Source organism: Mesorhizobium sp. BR1-1-2 (genome assembly GCF_020165435.1).
Taxonomy (GTDB): domain Bacteria; phylum Pseudomonadota; class Alphaproteobacteria; order Rhizobiales; family Rhizobiaceae; genus Mesorhizobium.
Genome location: NZ_JAIUID010000023.1, coordinates 39653 through 57228, shown reverse-complemented (window position 1 = coordinate 57228; position 17576 = coordinate 39653). Strand labels below are relative to the sequence as shown.

Here is a 17576-nt window from a genome sequence, read left to right as displayed (position 1 = left end):
CTTCTGCTTTCGTTTTTCTTGACCATAGACGAAAACGAAAGCAATGAAAAGGCGTGAGCCGGCTAATGGAAACCGCATGATAGCAAAGGCAAACTTGGTCGCAGTTCCGACTCAGCCGGTTCAGGTTAGTCCGCGCGCGATTTCGGTGATGGAGGCAAAAGCCGAATCGACATCCGCCGCGGTCGCCTCGAACTGGCCGACCTGGAAGCGGATGGCGACGCGCCCGTTCACCCTGGTCTGTGTCAGGTAGATGCGTCCGTCATCATTGATCGCATTGACCAGCCGGAGATTGTGCTCGTCGGCATCGGCTCCCTCCGCCTTGTGCCGGAACGAAAACAGCGACAGCATCGGCTCGGTGACGATCTCGAAATCCGGCTCGCTGGCCAGGCGCGCTGCCAGGCCTTCGCTCCAGGCGACGTGGTTGCGGATCATCGTGCGCAGGCCTTCCAGCCCATGCGCGCGCAGCAGGAACCACAGTTTCAGCGCGCGGAAGCGGCGGCCGAGCGGCACCGACCATTCGGAATAGTTGACGATGCCGTCTTGACCGTGCGTCTTCAGATAATCCGGCTTGATGGCGAGCGTCCTGACATGGCTTTCGGGGTCGCGCAGGAACTGGATCGAGCAATCGAACTGTGCGCCAAGCCATTTATGCGGGTTGAAGACGATGGAATCCGCCTGCTCCACACCAGCCCAGAAATGCCGGTATTCCGGGCAGATCATCGCCGATCCCGCCCAGGCCGCATCCACGTGAAGATAGACCCCGTGGCGTTTGGCGATCGCGGCGACGCCGGCGATATCGTCAGTGCCGCCAGTGCTGGTGCCGCCGACGCAGGCGATGATACCCGCGGGCAGCAGGCCTGCCTTCTTGTCGGCGACGATCGCCGCCTCGAGGGCCCCTATGTCCATGGCGCGAAAGCGGCCGGCGACCGGAATGCGCACGAGATTGTCCTCGCCGATGCCGGCCACCCAGATCGCCCGGTCGATCGAGGTATGCACCTGATCCGACGAATAGATGCGCAACCGCGCCTGCCCCGCCAGGCCCTTTTTGTTGCCTTGCCAATCGAGCGCGCGTTCGCGCATCGTCAGCACCGCCGCCAGCGTCGCCGAGGAGGCAGAATCCTGGATGACGCCGGAAAAGCCTTCCGGCAGGCCGAGCGCCTGGCGCATCCAATCGACAGCCCGCGTTTCGAGCTCCGTCGCCGCCGGCGACGTCTGCCACAGCATGCACTGCGCGGCCATCGCCGAGACCAGATATTCAGCCACCACAGAAACTGGTGCCGCATTGGCCGGAAAATAGGCGAAGAAGCGGGGATGCTGCCAATGCGTCATGCCCGGCAGGATCTTCTCCTCGAAATCGGCGAAGATCCTGTCCATTGGCTCCGCGTCTTCGGGCGGCGACGCTTCTATGCTCCTGAATATGTCGCCGGGCTCGATCCGCGGCCGCACCGGGCGCTGGCGCAGCGTTTCGCGATAGTCGGCGCCCCAGTCAGCGGCCCGCCGCGACCATTGCCGGAAATCATCACTGTTCATCCTGTCCTCCCGACATGATCGCTTCACCGGCGCCCTTCGCCCCGGTTGTCAAAAACCACTGTTAAACATTTGCACCCACCGGAGAAATCCGGCGCGTCCTTATCCCGGAAAATCCGGCAGACTGGCGAACGCCGTCTTCAAGGCGCTCGACCAGCCCTCGGAGATCGTGCGGTAGTACGGGTCGTCATGGCCGATCCGCTTCTTCAACCCGACCTGGAAGGCGTCCTTTTCCAGGAAAAGCAGATCCAGCGGCAGCCCGACCGACAGGTTCGACTTCAGCGTGGAATCGAACGACACCAGAAGCAGCTTCACGGTCTCCGCAAGACTCATAGACCGTTCATAGGCACGGATGATGATCGGCTTGCCGTATTTGGTCTCGCCGATCTGGAAAAAGGGCGTGTCATCCGTCGATTCGATGAAATTGCCCTCGGGATAGATCATGAACAGGCGCGGTGCGCTGCCCTTTATCTGGCCGCCTAGGATGAAGGAGGCGTTGAAGTAGGAATCGGCCTTGTCGCCGGCGGGCGAGGAATGGGCGATGACGTCCTTGACGGTATCGCCGACCAGCCGCACCGTCTGATACATGGACGGCGTTTCGAGCACTGCCGCGTGGCGATCCGCCACTGCTTTCGGGCGCTCGTCGAGCATGCTGATCACGGCTTGCGTCGTTGCCAGATTGCCTGCCGACATCAGCACGATGACGCGCTCACCGGGCTCTTCCCAGACATGCATCTTCTTGAAGGTGGAGATCGAATCCATGCCGGCATTGGTGCGCGTGTCCGACATGAACACGAGCCCCCGATCGATCTTGAGGCCGACGCAATAGGTCATGATTACTCTTCCGGCGGTCAATCCTTGCGGGATTACTGCTCTACCGTGACCGTGACCGCAAGCTGTTCTTCCGCCTGCCCAAGCCGAATTCCCGAAACCGGCGAGGCGTCGCGATAGTCGCGGCCGATGGCCACCTTCACATAGCGTTCGTCGGGAGAAATACCGTTGGAGGCGTCGAAAGCAACCCAGCCGAGGCCCTGGACATGCGCTTCGGCCCAGGCGTGGCTTGCGGCTTGCTCTACGGCGGCGTCCATCATCAGATAGCCGCTGACATAGCGGGCCGGAAAACCCATGGCGCGCGCGGTGGCTGCAAAGATGTGGCTATGGTCCTGGCAAACTCCGGTTTTCAGCCCCAGTGCCTCCTCCGCTGGTGTCGTCGCATTGGTGGCGCCCGGCGTGTAGGCGACCCGCTCGGAGATGATCGCCATCAGACGGTGCAGTCTTTCGATGTCGGTGCCCTTGCCGGCCGTCTCGGCAAGTGCGCGAATGCCGTCGCCGATCATGGTCAAAGGCGTCTCCTGTGCGAACAGCCAGAGCGGCGCAAAGCCCTGATGCGGCCCGCAAACGCCCGATGTATCGCGCGTCACCACCTCGCCCGATGCCTCGACCGTAATGAAATCATGGTCACCCTCGACGCTCAACAATCGGGTGTCATTGCCGTAATGGTCGGTAAATCGCACTTCCTCGCGCGCGCCGTCCACCTTCAGGGCCCAGGACAGCACCGTCTGCGTCCGCCCGCTCACCGGAAGCAGCCGTAGCCGCTGCAGCAGGTAATGCACCGGTGCATCGTAACGGTATTCGGTCCGATGGGTGATCTTGAGCCGCATGGCCTCCTCAATAGAACCTGTAATCCTGCGCGATCTCGTCGCCGAGCCTGGTGTTGTCGCGAATGAAGCCGGCAAGAAATTCGTGCAAACCGGCGTCGAAAATATCCTTGATCGAGCCTGCCCGCAGCATGGCCTGGGTTTTTTCCGCCGTCGCATGGCAGGCATGGCGCTCGCCATAGTCGTCGCCGAGGAACTTCAGGTGCTCGGCCAGGAAGCGATAGCAGAAGGTCAGCGATCGCGGCATGCGCACGTTGAGGATCAGATAGTCGGCGATGTTGGTCGGCTTGTAGTCGGCATCGTAGACCCAGCGATAGGAGCGATGCGCCGATACCGAGCGCAGGATCGATTCCCACTGGTAATTGTCGAGCGTCGAGCCGACCCAGGAAATCGACGGCAAGAGCACGTAGTACTTCACGTCGAGGATGCGCGCCGTGTTGTCGGCGCGCTCGACATAGGTGCCGAGCTGCGAGAAATCGAAGATCTCGTTGCGCAGCATGGTGCCGTAGAACGAGCCGCGGATCAGCGCCGTTTCGCGCTTGATCGCATCGAGCACGCTTGGCAGGTCACGCTCGTCGATCGGCCTTGCCAGCATGCGCTTCAGCGCCATCCAGGCCTCGTTGATGCTTTCCCAGGTCTCGCGCGTCAGCGCGGTGCGCACCATGCGGGCATTGTTGCGTGCCGTCTCGATCGACGACATCGTACTCGACGGGTTCGACGTATCGCGCAACAGGAAGTCGGCTACATCGGCCGCCGTATAGTCCTGGTATTTCTGCGTGTAGGCGACGTCGGAGCCGGCGCTGAGCAGCACCGAATTCCACTCTTCCGACGCGCTCTGGGTGCGCGTCAGCGCCATGCGCAGGCCCGCATCGACCAGACGTGCCATGTTTTCCGCACGCTCGATATAGCGGTTCATCCAGTAGAGCCCGTTGGCGGTGCGGCCGAGAAGCATGTCAACGTGCCCCGATGAGCGAATAGCGAATAGCGAGTAGCGAATAGCGCAAAGAAATTTTCATGATTTCTGTTGCAGGCTCCTGATCATCGAACGCAGCATCTTCCCAATTTCGTCAGTCTGGCCAAGCAAGTTGGCGGCCTCCGCTTCGATCATCAATCCTACCTCCCCACACAGGATGAAATGTGTCTCCAACTCCTTTAAGGAGCCCTGTGCCACGCGAAGAAACTGAATGAAGGCTCCTGTACTTTCTCGTCCATGACCTTCAGCGACGTTCGCTGCGATGGAAGCCGCCGAGCGTCGTATCCGAGAGGTCATTCCGTATACTTCGCTGTTCGGAAAGCCTTTCGTGGCCGCGTAGCAATTCACTGCCAACGCTAGGGCCGCCTTCCAAACAATAAGGTCCCTGTAGGAATTAATCGTTGTCGTATCCCCTCTTTCCCCACTTCCCACTTCCTACTCCCTACTCCCTACTCCCTACTTCCCTATTCGCTACTCCCTATTCGCTACTCCCTACTCCCTACTCGCTACTCGCTATTCGCTCTTTCAATCATCCAGCACCCACGTATCCTTCGTGCCGCCGCCTTGCGAGGAATTGACCACCAGCGAGCCCTCCTTGAGCGCGACGCGCGTCAGCCCGCCCGGCACGATCTGGATGCGGTCGGAGACCAGCACATAGGGTCTCAGATCGACATGGCGCGGGGACAGGCCCTTTTCCGTCAGGATCGGACAGGTCGAGAGCGCCAGCGTCGGTTGGGCGATGTAATTGGACGGCTTGGCCTGCAGCTTCTTGGCAAAATCCTGGCATTCCTTCTTGGTCGCCGCCGGTCCGACCAGCATGCCGTACCCGCCGGAGCCATGCACTTCCTTGATCACCAGTTCATCAATATGTTCGAGCACGTATTTCAGGCTGTCCGGCTCGGAACAGCGCCAGGTCGGAATATTGCCGAGGATCGCCTTGCGGCCGGTGTAGAATTCGACGATCTCGGGCATGTAGGAATAGATCGCCTTGTCGTCCGCGATGCCGGTCCCCGGCGCATTGGCGATCGTGATGTTGCCGGCGCGGTAGACATCCATGATGCCCGGCACGCCAAGCGCGGAATCCGGCCGGAAGGTCAGCGGATCGAGGAAGGCATCGTCCACCCGGCGATAGAGCACGTCGATCTGCTTGTAGCCTTCGGTCGTGCGCATCGCGACATGGCCGTCGACCACGCGCAGATCCTGTCCCTCGACCAGTTGCACCCCCATCTGATCGGCCAGGAAGGCATGTTCGAAATAGGCGGAGTTGTAACTGCCGGGCGTCAGCACGGCGATGGTCGGCGTGCCCTTGGCGTTCTGCGGCCGCACCGCCGCCAGCGACTGGCGCAAAAGCTGCGGATAGTTCTCCACCGGCCGCACCTTGATCTGTTGGAACAGCTCGGGGAAGAGCTGCATCATCGTCTCGCGGTTTTCCAGCATGTAGGAAACGCCCGACGGGGTGCGCGCATTGTCCTCCAGCACGTAGAACTCGTTTTCGCTGATGCGCACGATGTCGACGCCGATGATGTGGGTGTAGACGCCCGCTGGCGGCCTGACCCCGATCATCTCGGGCAGGAAGGCTTCGTTCCTGGCGATCAGGTCGCGGGGAACACGTCCGGCCCGCAGGATTTCCTGGCGGTGATAGATATCGTCGAGAAAGGCGTTCAGCGCCTGCACGCGCTGCTCGATGCCTTGGGTAAGGCGGCGCCACTCATTGCCAGAAATGATGCGCGGAACGATGTCGAAGGGAATGAGCCGCTCGGACGCCTCCTGCTCGCCATAGACGGCGAAGGTGATGCCGGTTTTGCGGAAGACGCGTTCGGCGTCCTGCATTTTCTCGGTAAGCCTGGCCGGGTCCTGCTCTTTCAGCCAGCGATCGTAAGCCGAATACGGTCTTCTAAGTCCGGAGACCTCCGGAAGCATTTCATCGAACGCTGCCAATCGCATACTCCCCTGTGACGCCATTTCACTGGCGCCGCTGGAGAAAATCAAGCGCAATCGGTGATTTGAGGAATGCGGGCGATCAGTATGTCGCCCCTGCCTAAAATTGAGGCAGCTGAAATACGGGCTTGGTCAGGCTTTGCCTCATGCTCGGGCAAATGCGCTCCGACGCTAGAAGGCGCGAAAGGTGACGACGGTGAACGTGTCCTTGATGCCGGGGAGAATCTGCACCTTCTCGTTGACGAAGTGGCCGACATCCTCCTCGTCGTCGACATAGAACTTGGCGAGCAGGTCGTAATTGCCGGCAGTGGAGTAGATTTCCGAGGCGATCTCGGCATCGGCGAGCGCACTGGCAACCTCATACGACTTGCCAAGCTCGCATTTGATCTGCACGAAAAACGCCTTCATGGCTTCGCCCTGCTAAACGTCCAATCCAAGCGGCCCTTCTGGCAGACTGGAGGCGGGCTTTCAAGCGCTGGAACGGTACTTAGCCAGTTCGGGGCGTTGGCCACGCTCCCGCAATTCCGCCAAGGCTGCCTGGACTTCCTCGCGGGACAACACTGAATATTCGCCGCCGGTGAAACCCTGAAGCGCTACCAAACGTATGTTAGGATGCCTGCACGGCAGGATTTTTTCGAAGGCAAGTTCTCGAAAGACAACGGAAACAGCTATGCGCCGCACGTTTTTCGCATTCGCATTCGTTCCTCTCTTCCTGCCATCGTCGGTGTTTGCCGGCGAGGCTGAGGTCAAGGCGGCGCAAGCGGCCATTGACGGCCAGCTGAAAGCGTTCCTCGCCGACGACGGCGCCACCGCCTACAGCTTCGCCGCACCAAACGTGAAGCGGATCTTCCCGACCGTCGACACCTTCATGAACATGGTGACCAACGGCTACGCGCCGGTGCGCAACCCACGGAGCTACTCGTTCGGCAAGGTCGAGGAGACGGGTCCGACCTCGATCATCCAGCAGGTGCTGATCGTCGGCCCTGACGGCAAGGACTACGAAGCTGTCTACACGTTGGAGCGACAGCCCGACGGCACGTTCCAAATCACCGGCTGCAGCCTGCGCGCGTCGAATTCGCTGAGCACCTGAACCGTCATAGCGCCGGGATATCGCCCCTCGCCCAGCCCTCGGTAATTTCGGCAGCGCGTGCCTCGAAAGTGCCGGTCTCGATCGCGGCGCGTATGTCCTGCATCAGCTTCTGATAATAGGACAGATTGTTCCAGGTCAGAAGCATCGCACCGAGCGCCTCTTGCGAGCGCACGAGATGGTGCAGGTAGGCGCGGGAATAATCGCGTGCCGCCGGGCAGTCGCTTTCCTCGTCGAGGGGGCGCGGATCGTCGGCATGGCGGGCGTTGCGTAGATTGACCTTGCCGCGCCTTGTATAGGCAAGCCCATGCCGGCCGGCCCGCGTTGGCATTACGCAGTCGAACATGTCGATGCCGCGCGCCACCGATTTCAAGATGTCGTCCGGCGTGCCGACGCCCATGAGATAGCGGGGTTTGTCATCAGGCAGTTCCGGGCAGGTGATGTCGAGCATGTCGAGCATGACCGCCTGCGGTTCACCGACGGCAAGGCCGCCAACCGCATAGCCTTTCAGATCCATCGCGCTCAGCGCTTGCGCAGAACGCACGCGCAAATCCGCATTGTCACCGCCTTGCACGATGCCGAACATCGCCTTGCCGGGTTGGTCGCCGAACGCCGTCTTGCAGCGCTCGGCCCAGCGCAGCGACAATTCCATGGCGCGCTCGATTTCCTTGCCCTCCGCGGGTAAAGCGGTGCACTCGTCGAGCTGCATCTGGATGTCTGAATCGAGCAGGCCCTGGATCTCGATCGAACGTTCCGGCGACATTTCGTATGCAGCGCCATCGATATGGGAGCGGAAGGTGACGCCCTTCTCGGTCAATTTCCGAAGCTTCGACAGCGACATCACCTGGAAGCCGCCGCTGTCGGTCAGGATCGGATGCGGCCAGCGGGCGAATTCGTGCAGGCCGCCGAGCTTCGCCACACGTTCGGCGCCGGGCCGCAGCATCAGATGATAGGTATTGCCCAGGATGATATCGGCGCCGACGCCGCGCACCTGATCCATGTACATCGTCTTGACCGTGCCGCCGGTGCCGACCGGCATGAAGGCAGGCGTGCGGATTTCGCCGCGCGGCATGCTGATCAGGCCGCGCCGCGCCTTGCCTTCGGTCGCCAGCACCTTGAAGGTGAACGTCTCAGCCATTGAATTCCTTGTCGTGTGCCGGTGCGCCCGGAGCCTGTTCGTCCAGCGACTGGCGATAGTGGATGCAGCCGCGCATGAATTTTGGCCAGGGCGGCACGGCGATTGCCGGATCGATCTTCTCGGGCAGCAGCTCCCACAAATCGGGGTGATGCCAGCAAAGATCGTGCCCCGATGCATCGCGATGCTGGCGAATGCCGGCGCGCAATTTTTTGACTTCGGCGATCAAACTGTCGCGGTCCAGCCTGTCGAGGTCATCGTCCATCGCTCATCTCCGCTCGATAAAGCAGGCTTGCATCTCCGTAGGAGTAGAATCTGTAATCGTGCTCAATGGCATGCGCATAGGCGGCGCGCATCGTCTCGAGGCCGCTGAAGGCCGAAACCAGCATGAACAGCGTCGAACGCGGCAGATGGAAATTGGTCATCAGCATGTCTGCGGTGCGAAAACGGTAGCCGGGCGTAATGAAGATATCGGTCGGCCCGGACCATGCAGCCAGCACGCCATCCTCTCGCGCGGCGCTTTCCAGCAGGCGCAGCGACGTCGTACCGACGGCAATGACGCGCCCGCCCCTCGCCTTCGCCGCATTCAACGCGTCGGCAGTTGCCTCGCTGACCGAGCCCACCTCCGCATGCATCTTATGGTCGGCGGTGTCGTCCGCCTTCACCGGCAGGAACGTGCCGGCGCCGACATGCAAGGTGACGAAGCGGCGCTCGATGCCCTTGGCGTCGAGCGCGGCAAACAGCTCGGGCGTGAAATGCAGGCCGGCCGTCGGCGCTGCGACGGCGCCTTCCTCCCGGGCATAGATGGTCTGGTAGTCGGCCCGGTCGCGCTCGTCGTCGTCGCGCTTCGAGGCGATATAGGGCGGCAGTGGGATGTGGCCGACCGCATGCAGCGCCTCGTCGAGGAAAGGGCCCGACAGGTCGAAACCGAGCAGCGCCTCACCCGCCTCGCCCTTTTCGATCACCGTGGCGTCAAGCTGGCCGAGGAAACAGGAATTGCCGTCATGGCCGAAATGGATGCGGTCGCCGACGGCAACGCGCTTGCCCGGCCGCATGAAGGCCAGCCAGCGGTCCGGCGCCACCCGCATGTGCAATGTGGCTTCGACCTGCGCCGCCGCCTCGCCGCGCCGCCTGATGCCCTTGAGCTGCGCCGGAATGACCTTGGTGTCGTTGAAGACCAGCACGTCGCCGGCTTGGAGCAGGGAAGGCAGGTCGCTGACCGTCCGGTCCGAAAACCCCTCGCCCGGCCTGACCACCAGCATCCTGGCGCTGTCTCGCGGCTCTGCCGGGCGAAGCGCGATACGCTCTTCCGAGAGGTCGAAATCGAACAGATCGACACGCATCAGAAGAGCCTGATAAGCAGCGCCCCGGCCAGAAGCAGCACCGCGCCGGCCACGCGGCCGAGCGAGATTTCGCGAACCGCGACGCCGAGGAACCCGACGCGGTCGATCAGCATGCCCGCCAGCAACTGGCCCGCGACCAGGAACGCCATCAGGGCGGCGGCGCCGATGCGTGGCGTCAGAATGGTGGACAGCGTGACGTAGAAGCCGCCCAGCATGCCGCCGGCGATGAACAGCCAGGGCGCGGGCGCCTTCCAGTCGAGCGAGATGCCTTGCAGTCTCACCACCGCGACGGCAATGATGCCGAGCACGATGGCGCCCGACAGGAACGAAAACGCAGCCGCCGCGACCGGGAGCCCCAGGCCGCGCGCCAACTGCGAATTGATCGGCGCCTGAATGGCTATGAAGGCGCCGGACAGGATGCCGAGAAGCGACCAGACGACGCCCATCATTGTCCCGTCGCCTTACTTGACGTCGGCCGCGACCTTCAACGACACGATCTTGTCGGGATCCTGCACCGGCTCGCCGCGCTTGATCTTGTCGACGTTGTCCATGCCTTCGATGACCTGGCCCCAGACCGTGTACTGGCGATTGAGGAAGGCTGCATCGTCGAAGCAGATGAAGAACTGCGAATTGGCCGAGTTCGGATTCTGCGAGCGCGCCATCGAGCAGGTGCCGCGGCCGTGGTTGGCATTTGAGAATTCGGCCTTGAGATCCGGCTTGTCGGAACCGCCCATGCCCGCGCGAGAAGGCGCGAAAGAGGGCTTGCTCGAATTGCCGAACTTGACGTCGCCGGTCTGCGCCATGAAGCCCTCGATGACGCGGTGGAAAACCACGCCGTCATAGGCGCCTTCGCGTGCCAGTTCCTTGATACGGGCGACATGGCCGGGCGCCAGGTCGGGAAACAGTTCGATGACGACCTCGCCCTTGGTCGTTTCCATGATGAGCGCGTTTTCGCGATCCTTGATGTCGGCCATGTCTGATATCCTTTTCAAAAACAGAACTATTTGTCGGCGGCGATGCGCACCTTGATCATCCGGTCGGGATCGGTGACGGTGCCGTTGTCGGCCTCGTCGCCCTTCTTGATATGATCCACCAGTTCCATGCCGCTGACGACATTGCCGACGATGGTGTACTGGCCGTCGAGCGGCGGCGCCGGCGCGAACATGATGAAGAACTGCGAGTTTGCGGAGTTCGGATCCTGCGAGCGGGCCATGCCGACCACGCCGCGCTTGTAATGCTCGGTCTGCGAGAATTCGGCCGGCAGGTCCGGCAGGTCGGAGCCGCCGGTGCCGACGGCCTGGGGGTTGAAGCCCTTGTTCATGTTGCCGAATTTGACGTCGCCGGTCTGCGCCATGAAGCCGTCGATAACCCGGTGGAAGGCGACGTTGTCATAGGCATGCTCACGCACCAGCTTCTTGATCTGCGCGACATGCTTGGGCGCGAGATCGGGACGCAGCGCGATGGTCACGTCGCCGTCCTTCAACGTTATGATCATGGTGTTTTCCGGGTCGGCGGCATAGGCCGAGACCGATGCGGTCACAAGACCGGCAAGCACGATGAGGAACGAGGCGAGCTTTTTCAGCTGCATGGTCTTCTCCGAGAAACCTATTTTGCGAATTTAGCGGTGAGCGCACCGGCAACGGCGGCCGGCACGAAGGGGCGGATGTCGCCGCCCATCGAGGCAATCTGGCGGACAAGTGTGGCGGTAATGGTGCGCACCGAGGGGCTGGCGGGCAGAAAAACCGTCTGCAGCTCAGGCGCCATGGTTTCGTTCATGCCGGCCATCTGCATCTCATAATCGAGATCGGTGCCGTCGCGCAGGCCGCGGATCATGATCGAGGCGCCCTGTTTCCTGGCCGCATCGATGACCAGCCCGTCGAAGGCGACCACCTTGATGCGCGTGCCGTCGCGGCCCAATTCGGCCTTGGTCGCGGCCTCGATCAGTTCGACCCGTTCCTCGAAGGAAAACAGCGGCTTCTTGCCGGGATGGATACCGATCGCCGCATAGACGATGTCGGCCACGGCCAGCGACGCCTTCAGCACGTCGAGATGGCCGTTGGTCAACGGGTCGAAGGAGCCGGCATAAAGGGCAATGCGCTCGGTCATGCCGGTGCTTCTAACGGGCGCGCGGACGGAAGGCAAATCTCATTGATGCGATCCCCGTGAACCTTTTGCCGGGATGAACGACAGATGAATGCGCCGATCACGAACGCTTCACGCAGCGTTCACTACCTTGCCCCTTTAAGAAGATGAAACCAAAGTCCCATTTAACCGTTGTAAGGCGCAGGAGAACACGCAAATGCTGATCTACATGCTCGCCACCGCAATGACCGTCGCCATGCTGATCGCCACCGTATTTGGGCTGCATCAGGAGGCCCAGCGCGTCCGCATCAAGACCAACGCCAAACGCTTCGAAGGGTTTGGCCCCCGCAAGCCGTACCGTCACTACTGAATTTACCCGAATTTGTTGCGACGCGCCGGCCGATTGGCCGGCGTTGCCATGTCTGGGCCAAGCCAGACTTATTGCGCGTCTTCCGGGCCGGCATCCGCCGTCGGATCGATCTCGACACCAACCTCGACGATTTCTTCCTCGTCCGATTGCGGCTCGGAAATCCGCTCGACCGAAACCACCTTCTCGCCTTCCGCCGTGTTGAAGATGGTCACGCCCTTGGTGGCGCGGCTGGCGAAGCGGATGCCGTTGACCGGCACCCGGATGACGGTACCGCCATCCGACACCAGCATGATCTGGTCGTCATTGCCGACCGGGAAAGTCGCCACCAGCCTGCCGATCTCGGCCACCTTCGACACATCGGTGGCGCGGATGCCCTTGCCGCCGCGTCCTGTCAGACGGAAATCGTAGGACGACGAGCGCTTGCCGTAACCGAATTCGGTGACCGTCAGCACGAACTGCTCATGCCCTTTCAACTCTTCATAGCGGAGATCTGGAAGTTCAGCTTCTTCGCCAACCTCTTCATTGGTCAGCGTGATCTCTTCCTCTTCGCCGGCTGCGATGCCCGCCGCGAGACGCCGTTCGGCGGCCGAACGCTTGAGATAGGATGCGCGCTCGCCGGGCGATGCCTCGACATGTTCGATCACCGCCATCGAGATCACCCGGTCGGTATCGGACATGGCGATGCCACGCACGCCGACCGAATTGCGGCTCTGGAAGACGCGCACGTCACTGACCCGGAAGCGGATGCACTGGCCGGAGCTGGCAGTCAGGAGCACATCGTCATTGTCGGTGCAGGTCTCGACGCCGAGGATCTCGTCGCCCTCCTCCTCCAGCTTCATGGCGATCTTGCCGTTGCGGTTGACCTGGACGAAGTCGGAGAGCTTGTTGCGGCGCACCGTGCCGCGCGTGGTGGCGAACATCACGTCGAGCTCGCCCCAGCTCGTCTCATCTTCCGGCAGCGGCATGATGGTGGTGATGCGCTCGCCCTGCTCCAGCGGCAGCATGTTGATCAGCGCCTTGCCGCGCGACTGCGGATTGCCGATCGGCAGGCGCCAGACCTTCTCCTTGTAGACGATGCCGCGCGAGGAGAAGAACAGCACCGGCGTGTGCGTGTTGGCCACGAACAGGCGGGTGACGAAATCCTCTTCCTTGGTCGACATGCCCGAGCGACCTTTGCCGCCGCGGCGTTGCGCCCGGTAGAGCGACAGCGGCACGCGCTTGATGTAGCCGGAGTGGCTCACCGTCACGACCATGTCTTCGCGCTGGATCAGGTCCTCGTCTTCCATATCCGCGCCGCCTTCGCTGAGCTCGGTGCGGCGCGGCGTGCCGAATTCGTCGCGCACGGCCGCGAGCTCGTCCTTGACGATCTGCTGGACGCGGGCGCGGGACGACAGGATGTCGAGATAATCGACGATCTCGGCGCCGATCGTGTTCAACTCGTCGGCGATTTCGTCGCGGCCGAGAGCGGTCAGGCGCTGCAAGCGCAATTCAAGAATCGCGCGCGCCTGTTCCTCGGACAGATTGTAGGTGCCGTCCTCGTTGATGCGGTGGCGCGGGTCGTCGATCAGGAGGATCAGCGATTCGACGTCGCCGGACGGCCAGCGCCGCTCCATCAACTGCTCGCGCGCCGTCTGCGGGTCCGGCGCGGTACGGATCAGCTTTATCACTTCATCGATGTTGGCGACGGCGATTGCGAGGCCGACCAGCACATGGGCCCGGTCGCGCGCCTTGCGCAGCAGGAACTTCGTGCGCCGGGTGACCACCTCCTCGCGGAAGGACACGAATGCCCTCAGCATGTCGGTCAGCGTCAGCAGTTCGGGCTTGCCGCCATTCAGCGCCACCATGTTGGCGCCGAAAGAGGTTTGCAGCGGTGTGAAGCGATAGAGCTGGTTAAGGATGACGTCGGCCACGGCGTCGCGCTTCAGCTCGACGACGACCCGATAGCCCTGGCGGTCGCTCTCGTCGCGAATGTCGGAAATGCCTTCGATACGCTTGTCGCGCACCAGTTCGGCCATCTTCTCGATCATCGACGACTTGTTCACCTGGTAGGGAACCTCGGTGATGATGATCGATTCGCGGTCATTGCCGCGCGCCTCGATGTTGACCTTGCCGCGCATGACGATGGAGCCGCGGCCGGTCGAATAGGCGCTGTAGATGCCGGAGCGGCCGAGCACGATGCCGCCGGTCGGGAAATCCGGCCCCGGAATGATTTCCATCAACGCCGGCAGGTCGATGGCCGGATTGTCGATGATGGCGATCGCGGCGTTGCAGACTTCGCCCAGATTGTGCGGCGGGATGTTGGTAGCCATGCCGACGGCGATGCCGCCCGAGCCATTGACCAGCAGATTGGGAAAGCGCGCCGGCAGAACCTTCGGCTCGCTGCCGGAAGCATCGTAAGTGTCCTGGAAATCGACCGTATCCTTGTCGATATCCTCCAGCAGTTCATGCGCGACCTTGGTCAGCCGCGACTCGGTGTAGCGCATGGCCGCCGGCGGATCGCCGTCGATCGAGCCGAAATTGCCTTGCCCGTCGATGAGCGGCACGCGCAGTGACCAGTCCTGCGCCATGCGCACCAAGGCGTCATAGATCGAGGCGTCGCCATGCGGATGGTATTTACCCATCACATCGGCGACCGGGCGCGCCGACTTCACATATTTGCGGTTCCAGTGATAGCCGCTCTCATGCGCGGCGAAGAGAATGCGGCGATGCACCGGCTTCAGGCCGTCGCGCACGTCGGGCAGCGCGCGGCTGACGATCACGCTCATGGCGTAATCGAGATAGGAGCGCTGCATCTCCTCGATAATCGATATCGGCTCGATGCCGGTGGGGCCGCCGTCGGCGCCGCGCGGTGTTTTTTGGTCGGTCAAATCGGATCACAATCTAAACAGGAATCACTTGCCGTATATATAGGAAGCGCGGCCGAAACTCCAATGTCGCCGGCACTTTTCCAGTGTCGGTTTTGGCGGTGATTTCAAAAGGATACCGGTGATTGCGACGATATGGCCGAGATGCTTTTCGGAGCCGTCGACGCAGAGGCCCGCCATCTCGTGTCAGCGGCGGCCCGCGCGGCGGGCGCGATAGCCACCGGGTGTCTCCCCCATTTCGCGCCGGAAGCGGCGATTGAAGGTCGACAGGTCCCCGAAGCCGGCCTCGAAGGCGACGGTCGAGATCGCCTCGTCCGAAGCGCAAAGCCGCACCGCCGCCCGGTGCAGCCTGGTCCTCAGCAGAAACCGGTAAGGCGTCATGCCGGCAACCTGCCGGAATGTGCGCAGGAAATGATACGGACTGGTCGCCGTCTCCCGGGCCAGCACGGCCAGCGAAAGTGGCCGGTCGGCATCGATCTCGATACGCCGAACCGCCTCTGCGACCCGTTTCTGGTCGCGGCGGCTGGGTGTCCGCGCCATCTTAGTGGGCCCTGAGCTCGCGGCGACCACCGCCCCGGCAATGCGCAAGCCAAGTTCCTCGAAGGCGGCAGTTTCGCCCACATCGCGCGCGGCCTCCGCTTCGGCCAGCAGCGGCATCAGCGCCGGCAAGGGCGGCAGGCGCGGCGTCTCGAAGGCCAGCGCCCTGGCGCCCGGCACGCCTTCAACGATCCGTTCCATATAGGCTGGACTGAAATGGAAGGAGAGGCAGCGGTCGCCGGCGCCGTGCTCGTGGCCGCATTCGTAGCATGTGCCGGGATTGCCCAGCAGCACCGCGCCTGGCGCGAGCATCGCGATGCCCTGGCTGGCCCGGTAGCGGAAGGTGCCGCTGGTCACCGCGGCGATGCAGAACGTCCGGTGCTCTTCCTCGAACGGCCGGTCGCCGGCGCCTGCCGTGCACACCACGTCCGACACCTGCCAGCCTGGTCCTGAGGCAATGACCCTGTCGCTCGTCGTCATGGCCCGAAAGATAGCAATTTTTCCCAAGCGCAGAACCCCGCCCCGGCCTATCGCTCGCAGTCTCCTGACAGCATGAAGGCACCGTCCATGGCCAACCAGCCCTCCTTTGCCGAAGTCCTGCACAGTGCCGGGCCCGCCCCCGGCCTTGCCGAGTATCTCGATCTTTACGGCCGCTTTGTCGGCGCCTGGGCTTTCGATGCCAGCCGTCATCTCGAGGACGGGACGGTGTTGACCGGGCGCGGCGAGGTGCATTTCGGCTGGGTACTGGAAGGCCGCGCGATCCAGGACGTCTGGATCCTGCCCGCACGCGACGCCGGCCCTTCGCCTTCCCTCGGCAAATGGACGTTTTATGGCACGACCTTGCGCGTCTACGATCCCGGCGCAAACGCCTGGCACATCTTCTGGAGCGATCCGCGCAATCAGTATTACAGCCGTCAGCTCGGCCGCGCCGAAGGCGACACGATTGTCCAAGTGGGCGCCGACGGCACCGGTTCCTCCGTACGCTGGAGCTTTTCGCGGGTCACGGAAAATTCCTTCCGCTGGCTCGGCGAGCGCTCGCACGATAATGGCGCGACATGGCGGCTCGAAGTGGAGTTTCTGGCGCGGCGCATGGGTGGAAATTGATCATCTTGAACGCCGCAGCGATACGAAATGAGAGCCGTAGCGATCTTCGCGCCCCCCTCTGGCCTGCCGGCCATCTCCCCCACGAGAGGGAGATTGGCAGCTTAAGCGACGGCACCCTTCCTGCAACGTTTGAGATAGGCGAAAGCGGCGATTACAGCCGATCTCCCCCCCCTTGTGGGGGAGATGTCCGGCAGGACAGAGGGGGGCGCTGCCCGCCAGTACTAAAAGGTTGAACTTCCAGTCATTCGTTGTCCTGCAGTTCCCACCGACTGAGCTTTGCTCTACCAATGCAATGCTGCGGGCTCGGCCCGGCGGGAGGGTGAGAAATGCCGAGTTTCGACAGCCTGTTCAACGCCTTCGTCACCATTCTGGTGACCATCGACCCGCCGGGGCTGGCGCCGCTGTTTCTGGCGATAACACGCGGCATGAACCGCGAGGAGCGCCAGCAGGTCTCGGTCCGCGCCTCGGTCATCGGCTTCCTGGTGATGGCGCTGTTCGCGGTTGCCGGCGCTTCGATCCTGTCGGTGTTCGGCATCACGCTGCCGGCCTTCCGCGTCGCCGGCGGCTTCCTCTTGTTCTTCATTGCTTTCGAAATGGTGTTCGAGCGCCGGCAGGACCGCAAGGAGAAGATCGGCGACGTCGCCATCACCAAGGACATGATCCACAACATCGCCGCCTTCCCGCTGGCGATCCCGCTGATCGCCGGCCCCGGCGCGATTTCGGCGACTGTGCTGCTCTCCGGCTCGTTTCAGGGTTTTGGCGCCCAGGCGGCACTGGTCGGCATCATCTTCGTCTGCCTCGCCATCACCTATCTGGTGTTCGTGCTGTCGGAGCGCATAGACCGCATCCTCGGCCAGACCGGCCGTTCGATCCTGACCCGCCTGCTCGGCGTCATCCTGGCCGCCCTTGCCGTGCAGTTCGTGGCCGACGGCATCAAGGCACTGATGGCCTCGTAGGC

General features: G+C 62.5%; 20 protein-coding genes. 4 read left to right on the top strand and 16 right to left on the bottom strand.

Annotated elements, in window-relative coordinates; all coding sequences use genetic code 11:
* Positions 1-120: 120 nt before the first annotated feature.
* From LB551_RS28595 to LB551_RS28565, 7 genes are all read right to left on the bottom strand, one after another.
* On the bottom strand, positions 121-1530 hold the full coding sequence (locus LB551_RS28595; RefSeq protein WP_224661288.1) for a pyridoxal phosphate-dependent decarboxylase family protein: 1410 nt from the start codon (positions 1528-1530) through the stop codon (positions 121-123).
* Between the two features lie 99 nt (positions 1531-1629).
* Positions 1630-2361 carry a peptidase gene (locus tag LB551_RS28590; RefSeq protein WP_224661287.1) on the bottom strand — a complete coding sequence of 244 codons (732 nt, stop codon included), beginning with the start codon at positions 2359-2361 and terminating at the stop codon, positions 1630-1632.
* A gap of 32 nt (positions 2362-2393) precedes the next feature.
* A complete protein-coding gene (locus LB551_RS28585) occupies positions 2394-3188 on the bottom strand; it encodes a transglutaminase domain-containing protein (protein ID WP_224661286.1) in 795 nt (264 codons plus the stop codon).
* A 7-nt stretch (positions 3189-3195) separates the two neighbouring features.
* Positions 3196-4137, bottom strand: coding sequence for an alpha-E domain-containing protein (locus tag LB551_RS28580; RefSeq protein ID WP_224661285.1), 942 nt, complete (start codon positions 4135-4137; stop codon positions 3196-3198).
* Between the two features lie 60 nt (positions 4138-4197).
* A complete protein-coding gene (locus LB551_RS28575) occupies positions 4198-4590 on the bottom strand; it encodes a four helix bundle protein (protein WP_411970971.1) in 393 nt (130 codons plus the stop codon).
* Positions 4591-4683: 93 nt separating this feature from the next.
* Complete coding sequence (locus LB551_RS28570) at positions 4684-6096, bottom strand: circularly permuted type 2 ATP-grasp protein (RefSeq protein WP_181172323.1); 1413 nt, start codon at positions 6094-6096, stop codon at positions 4684-4686.
* A 171-nt stretch (positions 6097-6267) separates the two neighbouring features.
* Entirely contained in the window at positions 6268-6504 is a 237-nt protein-coding gene (locus LB551_RS28565; protein ID WP_010909609.1) for an Lrp/AsnC family transcriptional regulator, read from the bottom strand.
* 262 nt (positions 6505-6766) lie between these two features.
* Between LB551_RS28565 and LB551_RS28560 the strand changes: the two genes are divergently transcribed.
* Entirely contained in the window at positions 6767-7186 is a 420-nt protein-coding gene (locus LB551_RS28560; RefSeq protein ID WP_224661284.1) for a DUF4864 domain-containing protein, read from the top strand.
* A gap of 4 nt (positions 7187-7190) precedes the next feature.
* Here the strand turns inward: LB551_RS28560 and tgt are convergent, their stop codons facing one another.
* The 7 genes from tgt to coaD all read right to left on the bottom strand — a co-directional run bounded on the left by tgt (position 7191) and on the right by coaD (position 11767).
* Positions 7191-8321, bottom strand: coding sequence for a tRNA guanosine(34) transglycosylase Tgt (gene tgt / locus LB551_RS28555; RefSeq protein WP_140548261.1), 1131 nt, complete (start codon positions 8319-8321; stop codon positions 7191-7193).
* Complete coding sequence (locus LB551_RS28550) at positions 8314-8583, bottom strand: hypothetical protein (protein ID WP_140548259.1); 270 nt, start codon at positions 8581-8583, stop codon at positions 8314-8316. The genes tgt and LB551_RS28550 overlap by 8 nt, the downstream gene beginning before the upstream one ends.
* On the bottom strand, positions 8573-9661 hold the full coding sequence (gene queA, locus LB551_RS28545; RefSeq protein ID WP_224661283.1) for a tRNA preQ1(34) S-adenosylmethionine ribosyltransferase-isomerase QueA: 1089 nt from the start codon (positions 9659-9661) through the stop codon (positions 8573-8575). Before queA ends, LB551_RS28550 begins: the two co-directional genes overlap by 11 nt.
* Entirely contained in the window at positions 9661-10110 is a 450-nt protein-coding gene (locus tag LB551_RS28540) for a DMT family transporter (protein ID WP_140515312.1), read from the bottom strand. The genes queA and LB551_RS28540 overlap by 1 nt, the downstream gene beginning before the upstream one ends.
* A 12-nt stretch (positions 10111-10122) precedes the next feature.
* Entirely contained in the window at positions 10123-10635 is a 513-nt protein-coding gene (locus tag LB551_RS28535) for a peptidylprolyl isomerase (protein ID WP_140548255.1), read from the bottom strand.
* A gap of 26 nt (positions 10636-10661) precedes the next feature.
* Positions 10662-11156 (bottom strand): peptidylprolyl isomerase, encoded by a 495-nt coding sequence (locus tag LB551_RS28530; RefSeq protein ID WP_224661293.1) that lies wholly within the window; start codon positions 11154-11156, stop codon positions 10662-10664.
* Positions 11157-11266: 110 nt separating this feature from the next.
* On the bottom strand, positions 11267-11767 hold the full coding sequence (gene coaD / locus LB551_RS28525) for a pantetheine-phosphate adenylyltransferase (protein WP_224661282.1): 501 nt from the start codon (positions 11765-11767) through the stop codon (positions 11267-11269).
* Positions 11768-11960: 193 nt separating this feature from the next.
* On the opposite strand from coaD, the gene LB551_RS28520 reads away from it, so the two are divergent.
* Positions 11961-12113 (top strand): hypothetical protein, encoded by a 153-nt coding sequence (locus LB551_RS28520; RefSeq protein ID WP_140548251.1) that lies wholly within the window; start codon positions 11961-11963, stop codon positions 12111-12113.
* A 68-nt stretch (positions 12114-12181) separates the two neighbouring features.
* Here the strand turns inward: LB551_RS28520 and gyrA are convergent, their stop codons facing one another.
* Together gyrA and LB551_RS28510 are read right to left on the bottom strand one after the other, a co-directional pair.
* The gene (gene gyrA, locus LB551_RS28515; protein WP_224624690.1) at positions 12182-14980 is read right to left on the bottom strand and encodes a DNA gyrase subunit A; all 2799 of its coding nucleotides are present in this window, start codon (positions 14978-14980) and stop codon (positions 12182-12184) included.
* Positions 14981-15163: 183 nt separating this feature from the next.
* The gene (locus LB551_RS28510; protein WP_224661281.1) at positions 15164-15994 is read right to left on the bottom strand and encodes a helix-turn-helix transcriptional regulator; all 831 of its coding nucleotides are present in this window, start codon (positions 15992-15994) and stop codon (positions 15164-15166) included.
* Positions 15995-16081: 87 nt separating this feature from the next.
* Here LB551_RS28510 and LB551_RS28505 point away from each other — a divergent pair, with 87 nt between their 5' ends.
* Both LB551_RS28505 and LB551_RS28500 read left to right on the top strand, forming a co-directional pair.
* Positions 16082-16618: a hypothetical protein gene (locus tag LB551_RS28505; RefSeq protein ID WP_224661280.1), complete on the top strand. Its 537-nt coding sequence runs from the start codon at positions 16082-16084 to the stop codon at positions 16616-16618.
* A 326-nt stretch (positions 16619-16944) separates the two neighbouring features.
* Positions 16945-17574 (top strand): MarC family protein, encoded by a 630-nt coding sequence (locus LB551_RS28500; protein ID WP_140498833.1) that lies wholly within the window; start codon positions 16945-16947, stop codon positions 17572-17574.
* Positions 17575-17576: the final 2 nt, after the last annotated feature.